The organism is Streptomyces sp. Q6 (assembly GCF_036967205.1).
In the GTDB taxonomy this organism is placed as follows: domain Bacteria; phylum Actinomycetota; class Actinomycetes; order Streptomycetales; family Streptomycetaceae; genus Streptomyces; species Streptomyces citrinus.
In genome coordinates this window covers 8,217,640-8,234,712 of the sequence record NZ_CP146022.1, presented here as the reverse complement: position 1 = coordinate 8,234,712, position 17,073 = coordinate 8,217,640, and the positions used below count along the sequence as shown (strand labels likewise).

At 72.0% G+C, this 17,073-nt stretch carries 18 protein-coding genes and 1 pseudogene; 11 read left to right on the top strand and 8 right to left on the bottom strand.

The features are described 5' to 3' along the window. Window positions 1-83 precede the first annotated feature (83 nt). Entirely contained in the window at window positions 84-1,724 is a 1,641-nt protein-coding gene (murJ, locus tag V2W30_RS37840; RefSeq protein WP_338703122.1) for a murein biosynthesis integral membrane protein MurJ, read from the bottom strand. Next, window positions 1,721-2,503 (bottom strand): alpha/beta fold hydrolase, encoded by a 783-nt coding sequence (locus V2W30_RS37835; RefSeq protein WP_338703121.1) that lies wholly within the window; start codon window positions 2,501-2,503, stop codon window positions 1,721-1,723. Before V2W30_RS37835 ends, murJ begins: the two co-directional genes overlap by 4 nt. A gap of 194 nt (window positions 2,504-2,697) precedes the next feature. Here V2W30_RS37835 and V2W30_RS37830 point away from each other — a divergent pair, with 194 nt between their 5' ends. The 3 genes from V2W30_RS37830 to V2W30_RS37820 all read left to right on the top strand — a co-directional run bounded on the left by V2W30_RS37830 (window position 2,698) and on the right by V2W30_RS37820 (window position 5,687). Further along, the gene (locus tag V2W30_RS37830; protein WP_338703120.1) at window positions 2,698-3,651 is read left to right on the top strand and encodes a hypothetical protein; all 954 of its coding nucleotides are present in this window, start codon (window positions 2,698-2,700) and stop codon (window positions 3,649-3,651) included. A gap of 118 nt (window positions 3,652-3,769) precedes the next feature. Next, complete coding sequence (locus V2W30_RS37825; RefSeq protein ID WP_338703119.1) at window positions 3,770-4,804, top strand: aldo/keto reductase; 1,035 nt, start codon at window positions 3,770-3,772, stop codon at window positions 4,802-4,804. A 151-nt stretch (window positions 4,805-4,955) separates the two neighbouring features. Further along, window positions 4,956-5,687, top strand: coding sequence for a Clp protease N-terminal domain-containing protein (locus tag V2W30_RS37820; protein ID WP_338703118.1), 732 nt, complete (start codon window positions 4,956-4,958; stop codon window positions 5,685-5,687). On the opposite strand, the gene V2W30_RS37815 is transcribed toward V2W30_RS37820, so the two are convergent. Then, window positions 5,675-6,622 carry a cation transporter gene (locus V2W30_RS37815; protein ID WP_338703117.1) on the bottom strand — a complete coding sequence of 316 codons (948 nt, stop codon included), beginning with the start codon at window positions 6,620-6,622 and terminating at the stop codon, window positions 5,675-5,677. The two genes, V2W30_RS37820 and V2W30_RS37815, sit on opposite strands and share 13 nt — an antisense overlap. 101 nt (window positions 6,623-6,723) lie before the next feature. Here V2W30_RS37815 and pgm point away from each other — a divergent pair, with 101 nt between their 5' ends. After that, window positions 6,724-8,346 carry a phosphoglucomutase (alpha-D-glucose-1,6-bisphosphate-dependent) gene (gene pgm / locus V2W30_RS37810; protein WP_338703116.1) on the top strand — a complete coding sequence of 541 codons (1,623 nt, stop codon included), beginning with the start codon at window positions 6,724-6,726 and terminating at the stop codon, window positions 8,344-8,346. On the opposite strand, the gene V2W30_RS37805 is transcribed toward pgm, so the two are convergent. Continuing rightward, window positions 8,339-9,022, bottom strand: coding sequence for a phosphonatase-like hydrolase (locus V2W30_RS37805; protein ID WP_338703115.1), 684 nt, complete (start codon window positions 9,020-9,022; stop codon window positions 8,339-8,341). The genes pgm and V2W30_RS37805 overlap by 8 nt on opposite strands. Continuing rightward, entirely contained in the window at window positions 9,019-9,810 is a 792-nt protein-coding gene (locus V2W30_RS37800; RefSeq protein ID WP_338703114.1) for a GntR family transcriptional regulator, read from the bottom strand. The genes V2W30_RS37805 and V2W30_RS37800 overlap by 4 nt, the downstream gene beginning before the upstream one ends. 137 nt (window positions 9,811-9,947) lie before the next feature. On the opposite strand from V2W30_RS37800, the gene V2W30_RS37795 reads away from it, so the two are divergent. From V2W30_RS37795 to V2W30_RS37785, 3 genes are all read left to right on the top strand, one after another. Then, a complete protein-coding gene (locus V2W30_RS37795; RefSeq protein ID WP_338703113.1) occupies window positions 9,948-11,123 on the top strand; it encodes a TIGR03364 family FAD-dependent oxidoreductase in 1,176 nt (391 codons plus the stop codon). Window positions 11,124-11,199: 76 nt separating this feature from the next. Then, window positions 11,200-11,835, top strand: a complete 636-nt coding sequence (locus tag V2W30_RS37790) for a flavin reductase family protein (RefSeq protein WP_338703112.1) — start codon at window positions 11,200-11,202, stop codon at window positions 11,833-11,835. Between the two features lie 169 nt (window positions 11,836-12,004). After that, window positions 12,005-12,394: a VOC family protein gene (locus V2W30_RS37785; protein ID WP_338703111.1), complete on the top strand. Its 390-nt coding sequence runs from the start codon at window positions 12,005-12,007 to the stop codon at window positions 12,392-12,394. 38 nt (window positions 12,395-12,432) lie between these two features. On the opposite strand, the gene V2W30_RS37780 is transcribed toward V2W30_RS37785, so the two are convergent. Next, window positions 12,433-12,780, bottom strand: coding sequence for a VOC family protein (locus tag V2W30_RS37780; protein ID WP_338703110.1), 348 nt, complete (start codon window positions 12,778-12,780; stop codon window positions 12,433-12,435). Window positions 12,781-12,879: 99 nt separating this feature from the next. Beyond that, window positions 12,880-13,107 (bottom strand): hypothetical protein, encoded by a 228-nt coding sequence (locus tag V2W30_RS37775; RefSeq protein WP_338703109.1) that lies wholly within the window; start codon window positions 13,105-13,107, stop codon window positions 12,880-12,882. Between the two features lie 319 nt (window positions 13,108-13,426). Between V2W30_RS37775 and V2W30_RS37770 the strand changes: the two genes are divergently transcribed. Continuing rightward, complete coding sequence (locus tag V2W30_RS37770) at window positions 13,427-13,717, top strand: hypothetical protein (protein WP_338703108.1); 291 nt, start codon at window positions 13,427-13,429, stop codon at window positions 13,715-13,717. Here V2W30_RS37770 and V2W30_RS37765 read toward each other — a convergent pair. After that, window positions 13,657-14,196, bottom strand: coding sequence for an SRPBCC family protein (locus V2W30_RS37765; RefSeq protein ID WP_338703107.1), 540 nt, complete (start codon window positions 14,194-14,196; stop codon window positions 13,657-13,659). The two genes, V2W30_RS37770 and V2W30_RS37765, sit on opposite strands and share 61 nt — an antisense overlap. A 166-nt stretch (window positions 14,197-14,362) precedes the next feature. Between V2W30_RS37765 and V2W30_RS37760 the strand changes: the two genes are divergently transcribed. The 3 genes and pseudogenes from V2W30_RS37760 to V2W30_RS37750 all read left to right on the top strand — a co-directional run bounded on the left by V2W30_RS37760 (window position 14,363) and on the right by V2W30_RS37750 (window position 17,072). Then, a complete protein-coding gene (locus V2W30_RS37760; RefSeq protein ID WP_338703106.1) occupies window positions 14,363-15,334 on the top strand; it encodes a glutathione S-transferase family protein in 972 nt (323 codons plus the stop codon). 39 nt (window positions 15,335-15,373) lie between these two features. Next, a pseudogene (locus V2W30_RS37755) lies at window positions 15,374-16,530 on the top strand (dihydrofolate reductase family protein). A 95-nt stretch (window positions 16,531-16,625) separates the two neighbouring features. Next, window positions 16,626-17,072, top strand: coding sequence for an SPW repeat protein (locus tag V2W30_RS37750; RefSeq protein ID WP_338703105.1), 447 nt, complete (start codon window positions 16,626-16,628; stop codon window positions 17,070-17,072). Window position 17,073: the final 1 nt, after the last annotated feature.

Sequence of the window (17,073 nt, the reverse complement as noted above, 5' to 3'; positions counted from 1 at the left end):
CCTCCGGTGTGACTCAAGAGATCGACATGTCCAGGAGGCCGACGCGACCAGAGGGATCGCAGGAATCACTGAGATCACTGGGGTCAGTGGGATCGGCCGAACGGCAGCCTACGCAGTTCGTCGATGCGCAGCAGCCGGGCCAGGGCCAGGAAGCCGGCGGCCATGACCAGGGCGCCCGCGCCGAGGGCCACGGCGGTGCCGGTCGTTCCGTCGTCCCACGCTTCGCCGCAGGCGCGGGCGGTCGCCCAGGCGGCGGCCGCGGTGATCCCGGCGGCCAGGGTCAGCTTCCCGTAGGCGCGCAGGAGGCGGCGGCCGTCGATCCGTCCGTCGAGCCGGCGCCGCAGCCGCCGGGCGGTGAGCAGCAGCCCGACGCCGTACGACACCGCGTAGGAGGCGGCCATCGCGGTGACGGCCCAGCGCGTGGGCAGCAGCCAGTGGCAGGCGCAGGCGAGCGCGATGTTGACGGCGCCGATCCAGACGGCGGTGAGGAACGGGGTGCGGGTGTCCTCGAAGGCGTAGAACCCGCGCAGCATCAGGTACTGCGCGGAGAACGGCATCAGACCGAGCCCGAACGCCTGGAGCATGTGGCCGATCGGCCCGGGGTCGGCGAGGCCGTGTCCGAAGAGCAGGGCGGCGATCTGGGGCCCGAGGGCCACGAAGAGGAATCCGGCGGGCACGATCACGGCGCCGGTGGCGCGCAGGGCGCGGGACAGGTCGGCGCGCACGTCGTCGATGCGGCCCGCGACGGCCGCGGCGCTCATCCGGGGCAGCAGGGCCATGACGAGGGAGACGGTGACGATGGACTGCGGCAGGAGCCAGATCGTCTGGGCGTAGGTGTACGCGGTGTAGCCGACGCCGTCGTCCGGGAGCGCGGTGTCGGCGGCGTTGGCGAAGTGGGTGACGACGGCGAGCGAGACCTGGTTGGCGAGGACGAGCAGCAGGGTCCAGCGGGCGGCCTGGATGCTCCTGCCGAGCCCGGTGCCCTTCCAGTCGAAGCGGGGTCGCAGCCGGAACCCGGCCGCGCGGGCGAAGGGGATCAGGGCGAGTGCCTGGACGGCGATGCCGAGGGTGGTGCCGAGGCCGAGGACCCGGATGTGGGCGGCGGTCACGTCGTCAGGACTGCGGGGCAGGGTGAGCAGCGCCAGGTAGGCGGCGAACATGCCGATGAGGACGATGTTGTTGAGGATCGGGGTCCACATCATGGCGCCGAACCTGCCGCGTGCGTTCAGGACTTGGCCGAACATCGCGAACAGCCCGTAGAAGAAGATCTGCGGCAGCAGGAAGCGGGCGAAGACGACGGTGAGTTCGAAGGCCCGGTGGTGGGCGGGCGTGTCGTTCATGTAGATGCCGACGATCTGCGGCGCCGCCCACACGGCGAGGGCCGTGCCGAGGCCGAGGACGCAGACGACGAGGGTGACGAGGCGTTGTTCGTAGGCGCGGCCGCCGTCGGCGTGTTCGGCGCGGGCGCGCACGAGTTGGGGCACCAGGACGGAGTTCAGGGCGCCGCCGATGAGCAGGGTGTACAGGCTCGTGGGGACGGTGTTCGCGGTGTTGTACGTGCTCGCGTACAGGCCGGTGCCCAGGGCGGCGGCCTGGAGGACCTGGCGGATGATGCCGGTGGCGCGGGAGACGATCGTGCCCGCCGCCATGAGCAGGGAGGACCGCGCGAGCGAGGGCTGGTCCGGCTCGGCCCGCGGCCCGGCTATTCGTGCCGTCCCGCTCAACGGGGACCGCCCTTCAGGAAGTCGACGACCGGAGGTGTCGCCCGGTCGGCGCACTCCTCGAAGTAGGCGTGGCGGCCACCGGGGACGATCTGGAGGCGCGCGCCGGGGACGCGGTCGGCGATCAGCGGGGCGTTCGCCGTGGGGTTGAAGTCGTCGTCGGAGCCGTGCACGACGAGGGTCGGGGCGATGATGCGGGGCAGCGCGTCCCACGCGTCGTGGCGGGCGCTGGCGCGCAGATGACGGCGGCGGGCGTGCGCGGGCATCGCCGGGTCGCCGAGCGTGTGGAACGGCCCGGGGTGCGCGGCGACGTACGCCGGGGTGTACATGAGGTCGAGCAGCGTGGCGTGGACGGTGGCCGGGTCGGCCAGGGCCTTGCGGACGGCGGGGCCGCGTTCGATGCCGTGCGGCGCGCCCGGTGACGTGCAGCCGAGGACGAGGCGGTCGACGCGCTCCGCGTGGTCGGCGGCCAGCCATTGGGCGACGCGGCCGCCCATCGACGTGCCGTAGACGTGGGCGCGGGCGATGCCCGCGTGGTCGAGGACGGCGACGACGTCGCGGGCGAAGTTCGGGGTGCTGTACGTGTCGGTGTCGGGTGCGTCGCTCGCGCCCGTGCCGCGCCAGTCCATGACGACGGTGGTGAAGGCCGCTTCGAAGCGCTCGCGCACCGCCTCCCACCAGCGGTGGTTGTTCGACTGGCCGGCGAGCAGGACCAACGGGGCGCCACTGCCGCGGACTTCGTAGTGGAGCGCGGCGCCGTCGGCCGCCTGTGCGTGGGACATGGTCGGGGATTCTCCCTCATCGCCCGTTCCCGCGATCACACGGCTCCGCGGGCGTGCACGCCTCCTCGCGCGTGTCCGAGCGCGTCACGCCGGAATGCGCACGGCGGATCACCTGACGCGAGCGGGCGGGGAGAGAGCAGGATGGGCAGCCGGGCGCGCCCGTCCGACCACCCGTCCACGTCCAGGAGTTGCTCATGCACCGCCGCACCGAACACGCCCGGCTCTCCACCGCTCTCGCGTTGATCGACGACCGTGCGCTGCGCGACCGGATCGAGCGGGCCCAGGCCGGTGACCCCGGAGTGGGCGGGCGCTCCGGTGTGCTCGACGTCGAGGGGACGCCGGTGTTCGTCAAACGGGTGCCGCTCACGGAACGCGAGTCGAGACCCGAGCATGTGCGCTCCACCGCGAACCTCTTCGGGCTTCCGGACTTCTACCAGTACGGCGTCGGGTCGGCCGGGTTCGGCGCGTGGCGGGAGCTCGCACTGCATGTGATGACGACGAACTGGGTGCTGTCGGGCGCGTACGACGGCTTTCCGCTGACGTATCACTGGCGGGTGCTGCCGGACACGCCGCCCGAGGGCTTCATGGACGAACTCGGCGGGATCGACGGCGCCGTGGCCCACTGGGACCACTCCCCCGCCGTGCGGGACCGTCTGGAGGAGCTGGCGGCGGCGCGGCACAGCCTGGTGCTGTTCCTGGAGTTCGTGCCGCAGACGGTCGCGCAGTGGCTCGGGGCGCGCGGTGACGACGTCGCCGCGTACCGGTGGGTGCTGCGGGAGCTGGCGCGCGGTACCGACTTCCTGCGGGAACAGGGCGTCGTGCACTTCGACGCGCATCTGCGGAATCTGCTCACGGACGGCGAGCGGATCCTCTTCACGGACTTCGGTCTCGCCCTCAGCTCCCGCTTCCGACTCAGTGCGCAGGAGCGGGAGTTCCTCGTCCGGCATCTTCCCGCGTACGACTCCCTGCTGTCGCTGTGTCACCTGCGGCGCCACCACCTGCCGCCGGGGAATCCCCAGGCGGTGACCCGACTGCTCGCTCCGCACGCGCCCGCGCTCGCGGTCTTCGACGACTTCCTGGACCGGCTCACGGGCGACAGCAAGCGGACCCCGTATCCGGACGAGTACATCGCCAAGGCTCTCCACTAAAGGAACCATGGTTCCTTTACAGCTCCGGACTTGCTAGAGTTGCGGCACGCACTAACGGGGCCAACGTCCCATTAAAGCGCTCGCGGCTTCAACTCATCGACGCGGCAAGGGGATCGACATGGAGTACCGACAGTTGGGGACGTCCGGCCTGAAGGTTCCCGCGCTGAGTTTCGGCGCCGGCACCTTCGGCGGGCGCGGCCCGCTCTTCTCGGCCTGGGGCACCTCCGGCGTCGACCAGGCGCGCCGCATGGTGGATCTGAGCCTGGACCACGGGGTGACCCTCTTCGACACGGCCGACGTCTACTCGGACGGCGCCTCGGAGGAGGTGCTCGGCGCGGCCCTCAAGGGCCGCCGCGACCAGGTGCTCATCTCCACCAAGGCCGCCCTGCCCACGGGTGAGGGACCGTACGACGCCGGAGTCTCCCGCTCCCGCCTCGTCCGGTCCGTCGAGGCCGCGCTGCGCCGCCTCGACACCGACCACATCGACCTCTTCCAGCTCCACGCCTACGACGCCGCCGTCCCGGTGGAGGAGGTGCTCGCCACCCTCGACGACCTGGTCAGGGCGGGCAAGATCCGCTACACCGGCGTCTCCAACTACGCGGGCTGGCAGCTGATGAAGGGCCTCTCGGCAGCGGAGAAGCACGGGCGTCCGCGGTTCGTGGCGCACCAGGTCTACTACTCGCTCGTCGGCCGCGACTACGAGTGGGAACTGATGCCGCTCGCGAAGGAGGAGGGGGTCGGCGCGGTGGTGTGGAGCCCGCTGGGCTGGGGCCGGCTCACCGGGAAGATCCGCCGCGGGCAGCCACTGCCGACGAACAGCCGACTGCACCGAACGGCACAGTTCGGGCCACCCATCGAGGACGAGCACCTGTACCGGGTGGTCGACGCGCTCGACGAGATCGCGAAGGAGACGGAGCGCACGATCCCGCAGATCGCCCTGAACTGGCTGCTGTGCAGGCCCACCGTGGCGACCGTGCTCATCGGCGCCCGCGACGAGGAGCAGTTGGAGCAGAACCTCGGCGCCGTCGGCTGGGAGCTCACGCCCGAGCAGGTCGCACGCCTCGACGCCGCGAGCGAGGTCATGGCGCCGTACCCCTACTACCCGTACCGGACCCAGGCCGGATTCCGCCGGCTGAACCCGCCGCTCGTCTGAACCCACCCCTCGCCTGAACCCTCGCCCGTCCGAACCTTCCGGCCGCCCGAACCTCTCGCCCGCCCGAGCCCCCCGGCCGCCCGAGCGAGCCGCCCCCCACAGGTGTCAACTCTTGGTTGACACCTGTGGAGTGTCAACCTAGGGTTGCCTCATGACGCATTCAGTCGGCCCCTCCCAGCCCGTACGCCTCGACGACCTGATCGAGGCCATCAAGAAGGTCCACACCGACGCCCTCGACCAGCTCCAGGACGCGGTCATCGCGGCGGACCACCTCGGTGACGTCGCCGACCACCTGATCGGCCACTTCGTCGACCAGGCCCGTCGGTCCGGCGCCTCCTGGACCGACATCGGCAAGAGCATGGGTGTCACCCGCCAGGCCGCGCAGAAGCGCTTCGTGCCCAAGGGCTCGGAGAACGACCTCGACCCGAGCCAGGGCTTCAACCGCTACACCACACGCGCCAGGAACGTGGTGGTGGCCGCGCAGAACGAGGCGCACGCCGCCAAGAACACCACGATCGGCACCGCCCATCTGATCCTCGGTCTCGTGCACGAGCGCGAGGGACTGGGCGCGAGGGCGATCCTCGCGCAGGACGTCCTCCTCGACACCGTCCGGCAGGAGGCCGCGGCCCAGCTCCCCGCCGCCTCCGAGGAGACCCCGGCCCTGGTGCCGTTCGACGCGGACGCCAAGAAGGCGCTGGAACTGACGTTCCGTGAGGCGCTGCGCCTCGGGCACAACTACGTCGGCACCGAGCACATCCTGCTCGCGCTCCTGGAGCACGAGAACGGGTCGGGGCTGCTCTCCGGCCTCGGCATCGACAAGGACAGGGCCGAGGAGCACATCCGCGCGGCGCTCGCGGAGCTGAGCGCCGCTCAGGAGGACTGAACTCCCCCGTCGGCCACAGGAGTCGAGGGCGTGCGCGGCAGATCCGGTTCGAGATAGATGACCCGGGCGATCGGGACCGCCGCGCGCACCCTCGCCTCCGCCGCGTCGATCGCGGCGACCACCCGCGCCACCGTGTCGTCGTCGCGTACGGCGATCTTCGCGGCGACGAGGAGTTCCTCGGGGCCCAGGTGGAGCGTGCGCATGTGCAGGACGCCGGTGACCGATTCGCCGTCGACGAGCGCCGCCTCGATCCGGGCCACGTGCTCGGGCCCCGCCGCCTCGCCGAGCAGCAGCGACTTCGTCTCCGCCGCGAGCACGATCGCGATGGCGACGAGCAGGACGCCGATGCACAGCGTGCCGATGCCGTCCCAGACTCCGTCGCCGGTGGCGAGGGCGAGACCGACGCCGGCGAGGGCCAGTACGAGGCCGATCATCGCGCCGATGTCCTCCAGGAGGACGACGGGGAGTTCCGGTGCCTTGGAGTGCCGGACGAAGTCCCGCCACGACTTGCCGCCGCGCACCGCGTTCGACTCGACGACGGCGGTGCGCAGCGAGAAGAACTCGACCACGATGCTGAACACCAGCACGCCGACCGGCCAGTACCAGTGCTCGATCGCGTGCGGGTGCCGGATCTTCTCGTAGCCCTCGTACAGCGCGAACATGCCGCCGAGCGAGAACAGCACGATGGAGACGAGGAACGCGTAGATGTAGCGGGTGCGCCCGTATCCGAAGGGGTGCTGCGGCGTCTCCGCACGCCGGGCCCGCTTCCCGCCGAGCAGCAGCAGACCCTGGTTGCCGGAGTCGGCCAGCGAGTGGACGCTCTCGGCGAGCATCGACGACGAACCGCTGAAGAGGTACGCCACGAACTTCGCCACCGCGATCGCCAGGTTCGCCGCGAGAGCGGCCACGATCGCCTTCGTGCTGCCGGAAGCCATGCTTCAGGCTAGGCGCGGACGTTCGCGGCGGCGACCGGAGCGCCCCGAACGGTCCCCGACCACCTGTGGGCGGCCATCGCCGCAGGTGGGAGACTGCTGCCATGACTGACCGCTCTGGAACCCCCGCCCGGCCGGACGACCTCGTCGACATCGAGGAGCTGATCGACGCCTATTACACGAGGGAGCCCGACGTCACGCGCCCCGAGCAGCGTGTCGTCTTCGGTACGAGTGGCCATCGCGGCTCCAGCCTCGACGGCGCCTTCAACGAGAAGCACATCGCCGCGATCACGCAGGCCATCGTGGAGCACCGCACGGCCGAGGGCATCACGGGCCCCCTGTTCATCGGCCCCGACTCGCACGCCCTGTCGAAGCCCGCGCTGAAGACGGCGCTCGGCGTCCTGACGGCGCACGGCGTGCGGGTGAAGGCCGACGCGAACGACGACTTCGTGCCGACGCCAGCCCTCAGCCACGCGATCCTGCGCCACAACCGGGACGAGTCCGCCGACCGCGCCGACGGCATCGTGATCACGCCGAGCCACAACCCGCCGCGCGACGGCGGCTTCAAGTACAACCCGCCGCACGGCGGCCCCGCCGACTCGACGACCACGTCGTGGATCGCGCAGCGCGCCAACGAGCTGCTCGAGGACCCGAGTTGGGCTCCGCGCTCGGCGGACCAGGCCGCCTGGGAGCCGTACGACTTCCGGGAGCGGTACGTCGAGGACCTCAAGGACATCGTCGACGTGGACGCCATCCGGACGGCCGGCGTGCGCATCGGCGCCGACCCGCTGGGCGGCGCGAGTGTCCACTACTGGTCGCGGATCGCCGAGATGTACGGGCTCGATCTGACCGTGGTGAACCCGGAGACCGACCCGACCTGGCGGTTCATGACGCTGGACTGGGACGGCAAGATCCGGATGGACCCGTCGTCCGCGCCCGCGATGGCGTCGGTCCTCGCCCGCCGCCACGACTACGATCTGCTGACCGGCAACGACGCCGACGCCGACCGGCACGGCATCGTCACGCCGGACGCGGGTCTGATGAACCCGAACCACTATCTGGCCGTCGCCATTCACTACTTGTTCTCGCACCGGCCGCGGTGGTCGGCGTCCGCGGCGATCGGCAAGACGCTGGTGTCGAGCGCCGTCATCGACCGGATCGCCGCCTCGCTCGGCCGCGAACTCGTCGAGGTCCCCGTCGGGTTCAAGTGGTTCGTGCCCGGCCTGGTCGACGGCTCGGTGGCGTTCGGCGGCGAGGAGAGCGCCGGGGCGAGCTTCGTCCGCAAGGACGGCAGCGTGTGGACGACCGACAAGGACGGCATCCTGCTGGCGCTGCTCGCCGCCGAGATCACCGCCGTCACCGGGAAGACGCCGTCGGTGTACTACGCCGAACTCGCCGAGCGGCACGGGGCGTCGGGCGCCGCGTACGCCCGGATCGACGCCAAGGCGACCAAGGAGCAGAAGGCGCGTCTGGCCAAGCTCACCGGGGACGCGATCACCGCGGAGACCCTCGCGGGCGAGCCGATCACGGCCCGGCTGTCCGAGGCGCCGGGCAACGGCGCGGCGATCGGCGGGCTGAAGGTGACCACCGAGAACGCGTGGTTCGCGGCGCGCCCCAGCGGCACGGAGGACGTGTACAAGATCTACGCCGAGTCGTTCCGCGGGGCTGAGCATCTCGCGCAGGTGCAGAGCGAGGCCCAGGCGATCGTGGACGCGGCGCTCAGCTGACGGTCTCCGGGAGGCCGGGGACGTCCGCGACCCCGGCCAACACATAGGTGTGCGGGTGGAGTTCGAGCTGCTCACGGGAGAGCTGTCCCGTGAGCACGCCGACGACGACACCCGCGCCCGCGTTCGTCCCCGCCTCCAGGTCGACGACCGTGTCCCCCGCGACGAGCACCTTGCGCACGTCGACGACGCCGGTCTTCTCCATCGCGCGGTGGATCATGTACGGGGCCGGGCGGCCGCGCGGCACCTCGTCGGAGGTCACGACGGCGTCGAGGGTGCCGCCCTCGCCGGTGGACCAGCCGAGCGAGGCGAGCAGCGGCAGCGCCACGTCGTCGCTGAAACCGGTGGTGAGGGCGACCTTGATGCCACGGGCGCGCAAGGCCTCAAGTGCCGTGTCGGCGTGGGCTATCGGCGTCGGCGGCACCTCCGCGTAGCGCTTGACGAGGTAGGCACGGAAGGCTTCGTACTGCCGCTCCACCAGGTCCGCGTCGGGGGTGCCGCCGCCGATGCGGACGAGCGCGGCGATGGCCTCGCGCTTGTCGGTGCCCATCCAGGTCTGGAGGTCGGCGTCGTCGACCGGGACGCCGGTGGACTCGACGGCGTGGCGCAGTGCCTCGTAGACGGCTCCGTGTTCCTCGATGGTGGTGCCTGCCATGTCGAAGACGGCGAGTTCGATCACTGGGTTTCCTCAACTGTGGTTCGGGGGGCCGGTGCGCCGGTGCGGTCGCGGCCGGCGACGGTGCGGCCCCCGACGGTGTTCTCGATGGTGAAGGTGGCCATGGCCGGCAGATAGCGGTCGTCGGCGTACTCGACGGGCGCGCCGTCACCGGTGAACGCCAACCGCCGTACGCGCAACAGCGGTTGGCCCGCGTCGATGCCGAGGAGCGCGGCGTCGTCCGCGTCCGCCGCGATGGCGTCGATGGTGTGGCGGGCATGGTGGAGATCGACGCCGCGGCCGGTGAGGGCCTCGTACACGGACCCCTCGTCGGGATCGAAGGCGAACAGGTGCAGGCCCGCGTCGAGGACGAACGTGGAGCGTTCGATCATCGCGGGCACGCCGTCGAGGTGGCGCACCCGGACGAGGTCGACGACCGGCGCGCCCTCGTCGAGGCCGAGCCGGCCCGCGGTCTCCGGTGTCGCGCGACGCCGGGCGACCTCGACGGTGTGCTGGCCGGGGGTGCGCCCGATGGAGCGCGCCCACTGCGTGAACGACATGAGCGAGGCGAACGGCTGCGAGGGGGTGACCCGCCGGGCGACGGGCGGTCGGCCACGGCCGCCGACGAGGTGTCCTTCCGCCCGCAGTTGCGCGAGGGCCTGGCGGACCGGGCCGCGCGAGGTGCCGAACTCCTCGCACAGCTGCGCCTCGCTCGGCACCGGTCGGCCCTCGGGCCACTCCCCGGCCTCGATACGCCGCCGGAACTCAGCTCCGAGCCGCTGATGCAGCGGCCCGTCCTCACTTGTCTTCACAACTTGAGTCTTGCAGTCGAGGAACCGTCCAGGCAAGGGCGCTGCTCGGGTGCTCGCGGTAAGAGTCGGTAAACATCCGGGAAACTTGTATAGACAACACTTGCCGTGGTCGATCGGGACTCCGCACGCTGGGCGGCATGAGCATCGCAACAGCACCTCCCGTCCCCGTCGAGCTGCCGGGCGGCCGCAGCGACCTCGTCGTCGTCGGCGCCGGCATCGTCGGCCTCGCGCACGCCTTCGAGGCGGTGCGGCGCGGCCTGAGCGTCACGGTGGTCGAGCGGGACCGGCGCCCGGTGGGCGCGTCCGTGCGCAACTTCGGGCACTGCTGCGTCACGGCGCAGCGCGGCGAGCTGCTCGACCTCGCCGCCGCCTCGCGCACGGGCTGGGTGGACGCGGCCGCGCGGGCCGGGTTCTGGGCCCCGGAGGCGGGCGCCCTGGTGGTGGCCCGGTCGGCGACGGAGCTGGCGGTTCTGGAGGAGCTGCGGGACGAGCGCGGCGCGGACGCGGTGCGGCTGCGCACGCGGGACGAGATCGGCGACGCGCTCGGGCGCCCCGCGGACGCCCGCGACGATCTGGTGGGCGGCGCGCACCTGCCCGCCGATCTGCGGGTCAACCCACGGGAGGCGGCGCCGCGCCTGGCCGCGTGGCTCGCCCGGCAGCCCGGCGTCGACATCCTCTGGGGGACGAACGTCGTCGGGGTCGAGTCCGGCACCGTGCACACCAGCCGCGGCCCGGTCCACGGCGATCAGGTCCTCGTCTGCGTGGGCCACGACCTGGACCGCCTCCACCCGGTGGAGGCGGAGGCGCACGGCATCGAGCGGTGCCGCCTGTCCATGGCCCGCGTCGAGGCGCCGCCCGCGTTCCGGACCGACGCGGCGGTGCTCACCGCCACGTCCATGTTGCGCTACGACGGATTCACGGCGATGCCGTCGGCGGTCCCGCTGCGCGCCGAAGTCACCGCGCACAGCCGGGAGTTGCTCGATGTCGTCGCCAACGTGATGTTCACGCGGCTGCCCGACGGGACGGTCCTGGTGGGCGACTCGCACGCGTACGACGCGACCGAGATCCCGTTCCAGGACGAGGGGACGACGGAGCTGTTGCTGCGCGAGGCGGCACGGGTGCTCGGAGTGCCGAGGGTGCGGGTGACCGAGCGCTGGCAGGGGGTGTACGCGAGCAGCGGGCGCGGCCCGCTGCTCGTACGGGACGTGGCGCCGGGGGTGCGGGCGCTGTCGGTGACCTCGGGGATCGGGATGACGCTGTCGTTCGGCCTGGCGGCGGCGACGTTCGAGGGGGCGCTGCGGGCGACGGCCTGACCCGGTGAACGGCCGGGGGAAGCGGACCGGCATCGTTCGGCGGGCACCGAACCGAACGCTGCCTACGCTCGCGGCCATGAACACCGCGACTCCCCTGCCCCATCTCCGTGTCGAGCCGAGCATCCTCTACTTCGGCACGCCCGTCGTGCTCCTGTCGACGGAGAACCCGAACGGCACCTTCAACCTGGCCCCGATGTCGTCGGCGTGGGCCCTGGGGCGCACCGTCGTCCTGGGGCTCGGCGCCGACGGGCGGACCGCGCGCAATCTGGCGGTGCGGCCCGACATGGTGATCAACCTGCCGGGGCCCGGACAGTGGCAGGCGGTCGAGCGGCTCGCTCCGCTGACCGGGTGCGACCCGGTTCCTGCGACGAAGGCGCCGGGGTGCCGCTACGAGCCGGACAAGTTCGGCGTGGCCGGTCTGACCCCGCAGCCCTCCGTCGCGGTACGGCCGCCACGGGTCGCCGAGTGCCCGCTCCAGTTGGAGGCCAGGGCCGTCGACGTGCGCCCGGACGCGGGCGGCGGCTTCGTCGTCGTCGAGGCCGCCGTGCGCGAGGTGCACGCGAGCGCCGACGTCGTGGTGCCCGGCACCGACCACATCGACCCGGTGGCGTGGAGCCCGCTCGTCTACAACTTCCGCCACTACTTCGGCCTCGGGCCCGAACTCGGCCACACGTACCGCAGCGCGACGGCGGGGGCGGCGCGGGCCGGGTGACATGAACGGGCCGGAGGGAACGGGCCGGGGGAAGGAAACGCGCCGGGTGACGAAAATGCGACTGGCCACGCGGCGCGACACCTGTTTAAGATCCCGTCAGCATCGCGTGCCGGTCACCGTCCGGGTGAGGCATGGAGGTGCCGGAGTTGCCTTCTGGAGGCAATCCATCGTGTCCGTTCAGCTCAATCACACCATCGTGCACGCCCGGGACAACCGGGAATCCGCCGAGTTCCTCGCACACATCCTGGGGCTCGAAGTCGGCGCCGAGTGGGGCCCGTTCATCGCTCTCGAACTCAGCAACGGCGTGACCTTGGACTTCGCGACCGTCCCCGCCGAGTCGATCGTCACGCAGCACTACGCCTTCCTCGTCAGCGAGGAGGAGTTCGACGGGATCTTCCGGCGCATCAAGGACGCCGGGCTCACGTACTACGCCGATCCGCACGGCAAGCAGCCGGGCGAGATCAACCACAACGACGGTGGTCGCGGCGTGTACTTCATGGACCCGGCGCGGCACGGCATGGAAGTCATCACGCGTCCGTACGGCAGCGGCGGGAACTGACGCTCGGCGCCGACCGGAGGGGTGCTTCGGGGCCGTCCTCAGGACGGGTCCTGGAGCACCCCGAAGACGTTCCCGTCGGCGTCCTTCAGTTTGGCGATCTGCCGGCCCGCGCCCACTTCGGTGACGTCCTGCACGATCTCGGCCCCCGCGGCGACAAGCCCTTCGACGGTGCCGCGGATGTCGTCGACGTGCCAGAACCCGACCGGGGCCGTCATCCCGCTGCCGTGCCCGTTCGGATCCAGCCCGAGGTGCTGGCCCGCGACGTCGAAGCCCACGTAGTACGCCTCGTCGACGGTCGGCTGCACGCCGAGCAGCGCGGCGTAGAGCGCCTTGGCCGCGGCGAGATCGCCGACGGGGGTGATGATGGTCTTCTGGCCGGTGGTCATGTACGTGGTTCCCTTCGCCGTCGCGTACCGCCGCTCCCTGTACGCCTGTTGCCCGCAAGCCTGTTCCGTGTGCACCTGCGCTGTGTGGCGCCGGACGCCTCAGCCGAAGTTCGTGGCGTGCAGGACGAGATACACCGTCCCGACGACGAGCGACGCCGAGGCCAGCACCCCCATCGCCAGAGCCGTGCGCCGAGCCGGTCGGCAGACCGGCTCCGCGTCCTCCTCCCGGACGGCCGCCGTGCACGGCAGCACCGCGAGGCCATAGGTCACCAGGCCGGCCGTGCCGAGCGTGAAGCCGAGTCCGAGCCACGTCACACCCGCGGACATAAAGGACATATGACCGATTCTGCGACCAGTTCGGCGATCGCGCTATTTCGACGGCCGCCGCGTGCGGCACCCGGGCACCGCCGGTAGAACGGAATCACCACGGACCGAAAGGGAGCCATGTCGCTCACCCCGGAGCAGCGCGACGGCCTTCTCGCCGCGACGCACCCGGCGTGCCACGCGGTCGACGCCCGGGGCGGGCACGGCCCCTCGCCGTCCCGGTCCGGTACGCGTACCGGCCCGGCGGCGCGCTCCGCGTGGTCACCGCGCGCGACAGCCGCACGGCACACTCCTCGCGGCCGCGGGCCGGTGCACGCTCCTGGTGCAGCGGACCGAGCCGACGTACCGGTACGTCTCGGCGGAGGGCCCGGTGACGCCGCGTACGGCGACGCCCGAGGACCTGACCGCGGTGGCCGGGCGGTATCTCGCCGACGACGCGCTCTCCACGTACGTCGAGAACTCGCTGCGCGGCTACGGCCCCGAGCACCTCGTCCTCGTGGAACTGCGCTCGGAGCACTGGCTGAGCGCGGACCTCGGCGCGAACCGGCCGACTCAGCCGGACTCGCCGAGGCCCGGCACGGGCGCGCCGGAGGGAAATCCGGCCGCGACATAGCTGTCGTAGAACTCCTTCCACCGCCCGCTCGCCCCGCTGTGCGAGCCCTCCGGGGACTCGCCGCGGTCGGCGGCGTCCAGGGCGGACAGGCACACCTCCCATCCCGCCGCGTTCCGCGCGGCGGTGTCGTGGGTGACCAGGACGTCGGTGAGGGTCAGATGGGTGCCGCCGTCGCCGCGCTCCTCCAGGTCGTAGTGGAGTTCGTCGCCGCCCCAGCTGAACGAGAAGTGCCGCGGGGCGTCGGCCGCGAGGACGGTGCCGGTGGACTCCGGCTGGTTCGGGTCGCCGAAGAACCGGATCACGGCGCCGGGGGCCAGCTCCTTCGCCTCGAAGGCGGACGGGAACCAGCGCGCGAGCTCGGCGGGATCGGTCACGTACTGCCAGACCCGGTCGATGGGCCGGTCGTAGGTGCGGGTGAAGCGGACGGCGGGGATGCCGTCGTCCAGCGTGAGGTAGGAGCCGGTGGTGCTGGTCGTCATGCCTGCGCCTTCCTTCGTCCGTCAGCGTCGGCGAGAGCCGCGGTGAGCGCCTCTCCCCTTCGAGCCTCTCACCGGCCACCGTCGGTCGCCTGCGGCGCGGTGGTACGCGCGGCGTTTCCCGGGCAGGCTCCTCCTCGCAACGACAGTGCGCCGGAAGGAATCCCGCGTGGACGGCAACGCCTCGTACGGCAAGAAGGGCTTCAAGCGCTCCCGCAGCCACTTCGCCGACCGGATCACGGCCGATGGCAGGGACGGCTGGCCGGTGGAGGCCGGGCGCTATCGGCTCGTGGTCAGTTACGCGTGCCCGTGGGCGAGCCGCGCCCTGGTGGTGCGGCGGCTGCTCGGCCTGGAGGACGCGCTCTCCCTCGCCGTCGCCGACCCGGTCCAGGACGACCGCAGCTGGCGCTTCACGCTCGACCCCGACGACCGTGACCCGGTCCTCGGCATCCGCTTCCTCAGCGAGGCGTACGACGCCCGCGAGAAGGGCTACCCGGGCGGCGTCAGCGTCCCCGCGATCGTCGACGTACCGTCCGGGAGGCTCGTGACGAACGACTACCAGCAGCTCACGCTCGACCTGGAGACCGAGTGGACCGCGCTGCACCGGGCCGGCGCGCCCGACCTGTACCCCGAGCCGCTGCGCGACGAGATCGACGAGGTCATGGAGGGCGTGTACCGGGACGTGAACAACGGCGTCTACCGGGCCGGGTTCGCGACCGGGCAGGCCGAGTACGAGGACGCGTACCGGGACGTCTTCGCGCGGCTCGACACGGTGTCCGAGCGGCTCGCGGGGCAGCGCTACCTCGTCGGGGACACGATCACCGAGGCGGACGTGCGGCTGTTCACGACGCTGGTGCGCTTCGACGCCGTCTACCACGGCCACTTCAAGTGCAACCGCAACAAGCTGACCGAGGACCCGGTCCTGTGGGCGTACGCGCGCGACCTGTTCCAGACGCCCGGCTTCGGCGACACCGTCGACTTCGACCACATCAAGCGGCACTACTACCAGGTGCACCAGGGGATCAATCCGACCGGCATCGTGCCGCTGGGCCCCGACCTGTCCGGCTGGCTGACGCCGCACGGCCGTGAGGCGCTCGGCGGGCGGCCGTTCGGTGACGGGACGCCACCGGCCGCTGGGTAGGGTCGGGGGGCGTACGTCCAGCCTGGTCACGGAGTTGCCATGTCCCGCCCGCACGTGTTGCTTTCCGCCGCCGTCTCGCTCGACGGGTGCCTCGACGACACCGGTCCCGAGCGTCTGCTGTTGTCCGGCGCGCAGGACTTCGACCGGGTCGACGCGGTGCGAGCGGCGAGCGACGCGATCCTCGTCGGGGCCGGGACGCTCCGCGCGGACCGGCCCCGGCTCCTGGTCAACTCGGCCGAGCGGCGGGCCGCGCGCGTCGACGGCGGACTCCCCGCGTACCCGCTGAAGGTGGCGGTCAGCGCCTCCGGCGACCTGGACCCGGGTGATCCGTTCTGGACGACGGGCGGCGCGCGACTGCTGTACACGACCGACGCGGGCGCCGCGCTCGCCCGCGCGCGGGTGGGCGCCGTCGCCGACGTCGTGGCGCTCGGCGCGGCCGTCGACTGGGCCACGCTGCTCGACGACCTCGGCGCGCGGGGGTGCGGCGGCTGCTCGTGGAGGGCGGGGCGCGGGTGCACACGCAGCTGATGCAGCTGGGTCTCGCGGACGAACTGCGGCTCGCCGTCGCCCCGTTGGTGGTGGGTGAGCCGGACGCGCCGCGTCTGTTCGGGCCCGGCGCGTACCCGGGCGGGCCGCGCAGCCGGATGCGGGTCCTGGACACGGAGCGGGTCGGCGACGTGATCGTGACCCGGTACGCGCCGACGGTGCCCGGCACGACGGACGCGGCCACGGCCGCGGACCGGCACTGGCTGCGGCTCGCCTGCGAGCTGGCCGCGGACTGCCCGCCGTCGCAGACCGCGTTCAGCGTCGGCGCGGTGATCGTCGCCGCCGACGGCACGGAGCTCGCGCGCGGGCACTCGCGGGAGGCCGGCGACCCGGTGGCGCACGCCGAGGAGGCGGCGCTCGCCAAGCTCCCCGCCGACGACGCGCGGCTGGCGACGGCCACGGTCTACAGCAGCCTGGAGCCGTGTGCCCGGCGCGCCTCGCGGCCCCGGCCCTGTGCGCGGCTGATCGTCGACGCGGGGGTGCGCCGGGTGGTGACGGCCTGGCGGGAGCCGGACACGTTCGTGCCGGGAGCCGACGGGATCGGGGTGCTCGCCGGGGCCGGGGTGGTCGTCGCGGAGGTCCCTGAGTTCGCCGAGGCGGCCATCCGCCCCAACCGTCACTTGGTGCCCACCTCTACACATAAGGAATAAATAAGAGCAAAATGGAGGTGCGCGGCCTCGCCGTCCGCAGGGCGGCCCCGCCGCGCGGACACGGTCGGACTCAGCGAGCCGAGGAGTCGATTTCCATGGCCGACCTTTCGCACCACAGGGCAGACCTCTCCGGTCACCCCGATGTTTCCGAAATGCGGGACCGGTACGCACGCGTGATCGGTGACCGCGACGTGGCGCTCGTGGACGGGCCGGTGTTCCTGCTCGGCCTCTACTGCGCCTTCTCCCCCTGGGTGGTGCACTTCACCGCGAGCCAGCCCGCGCTGACCACCCACAACCTCATCATGGGCATCGCGATCGCGGTCCTTGGACTGGGATTCACCGTCGCGCCGGCCCGCATGGCCGGTCTGAGCTGGGCCATGTGCGCCATGGGCGTGTGGATGATCGTCGCTCCATGGGTCGTGGGGTCGAGCCCCGACATGGGCGTGATCCTCAACAACGTCATCGTCGGCGGCCTCACCGTCGCGCTCGGTCTCCTGTGCTCGGGCGTCGCGGCCCGCAGCGCCCGGACACCCGAGCTGTAGG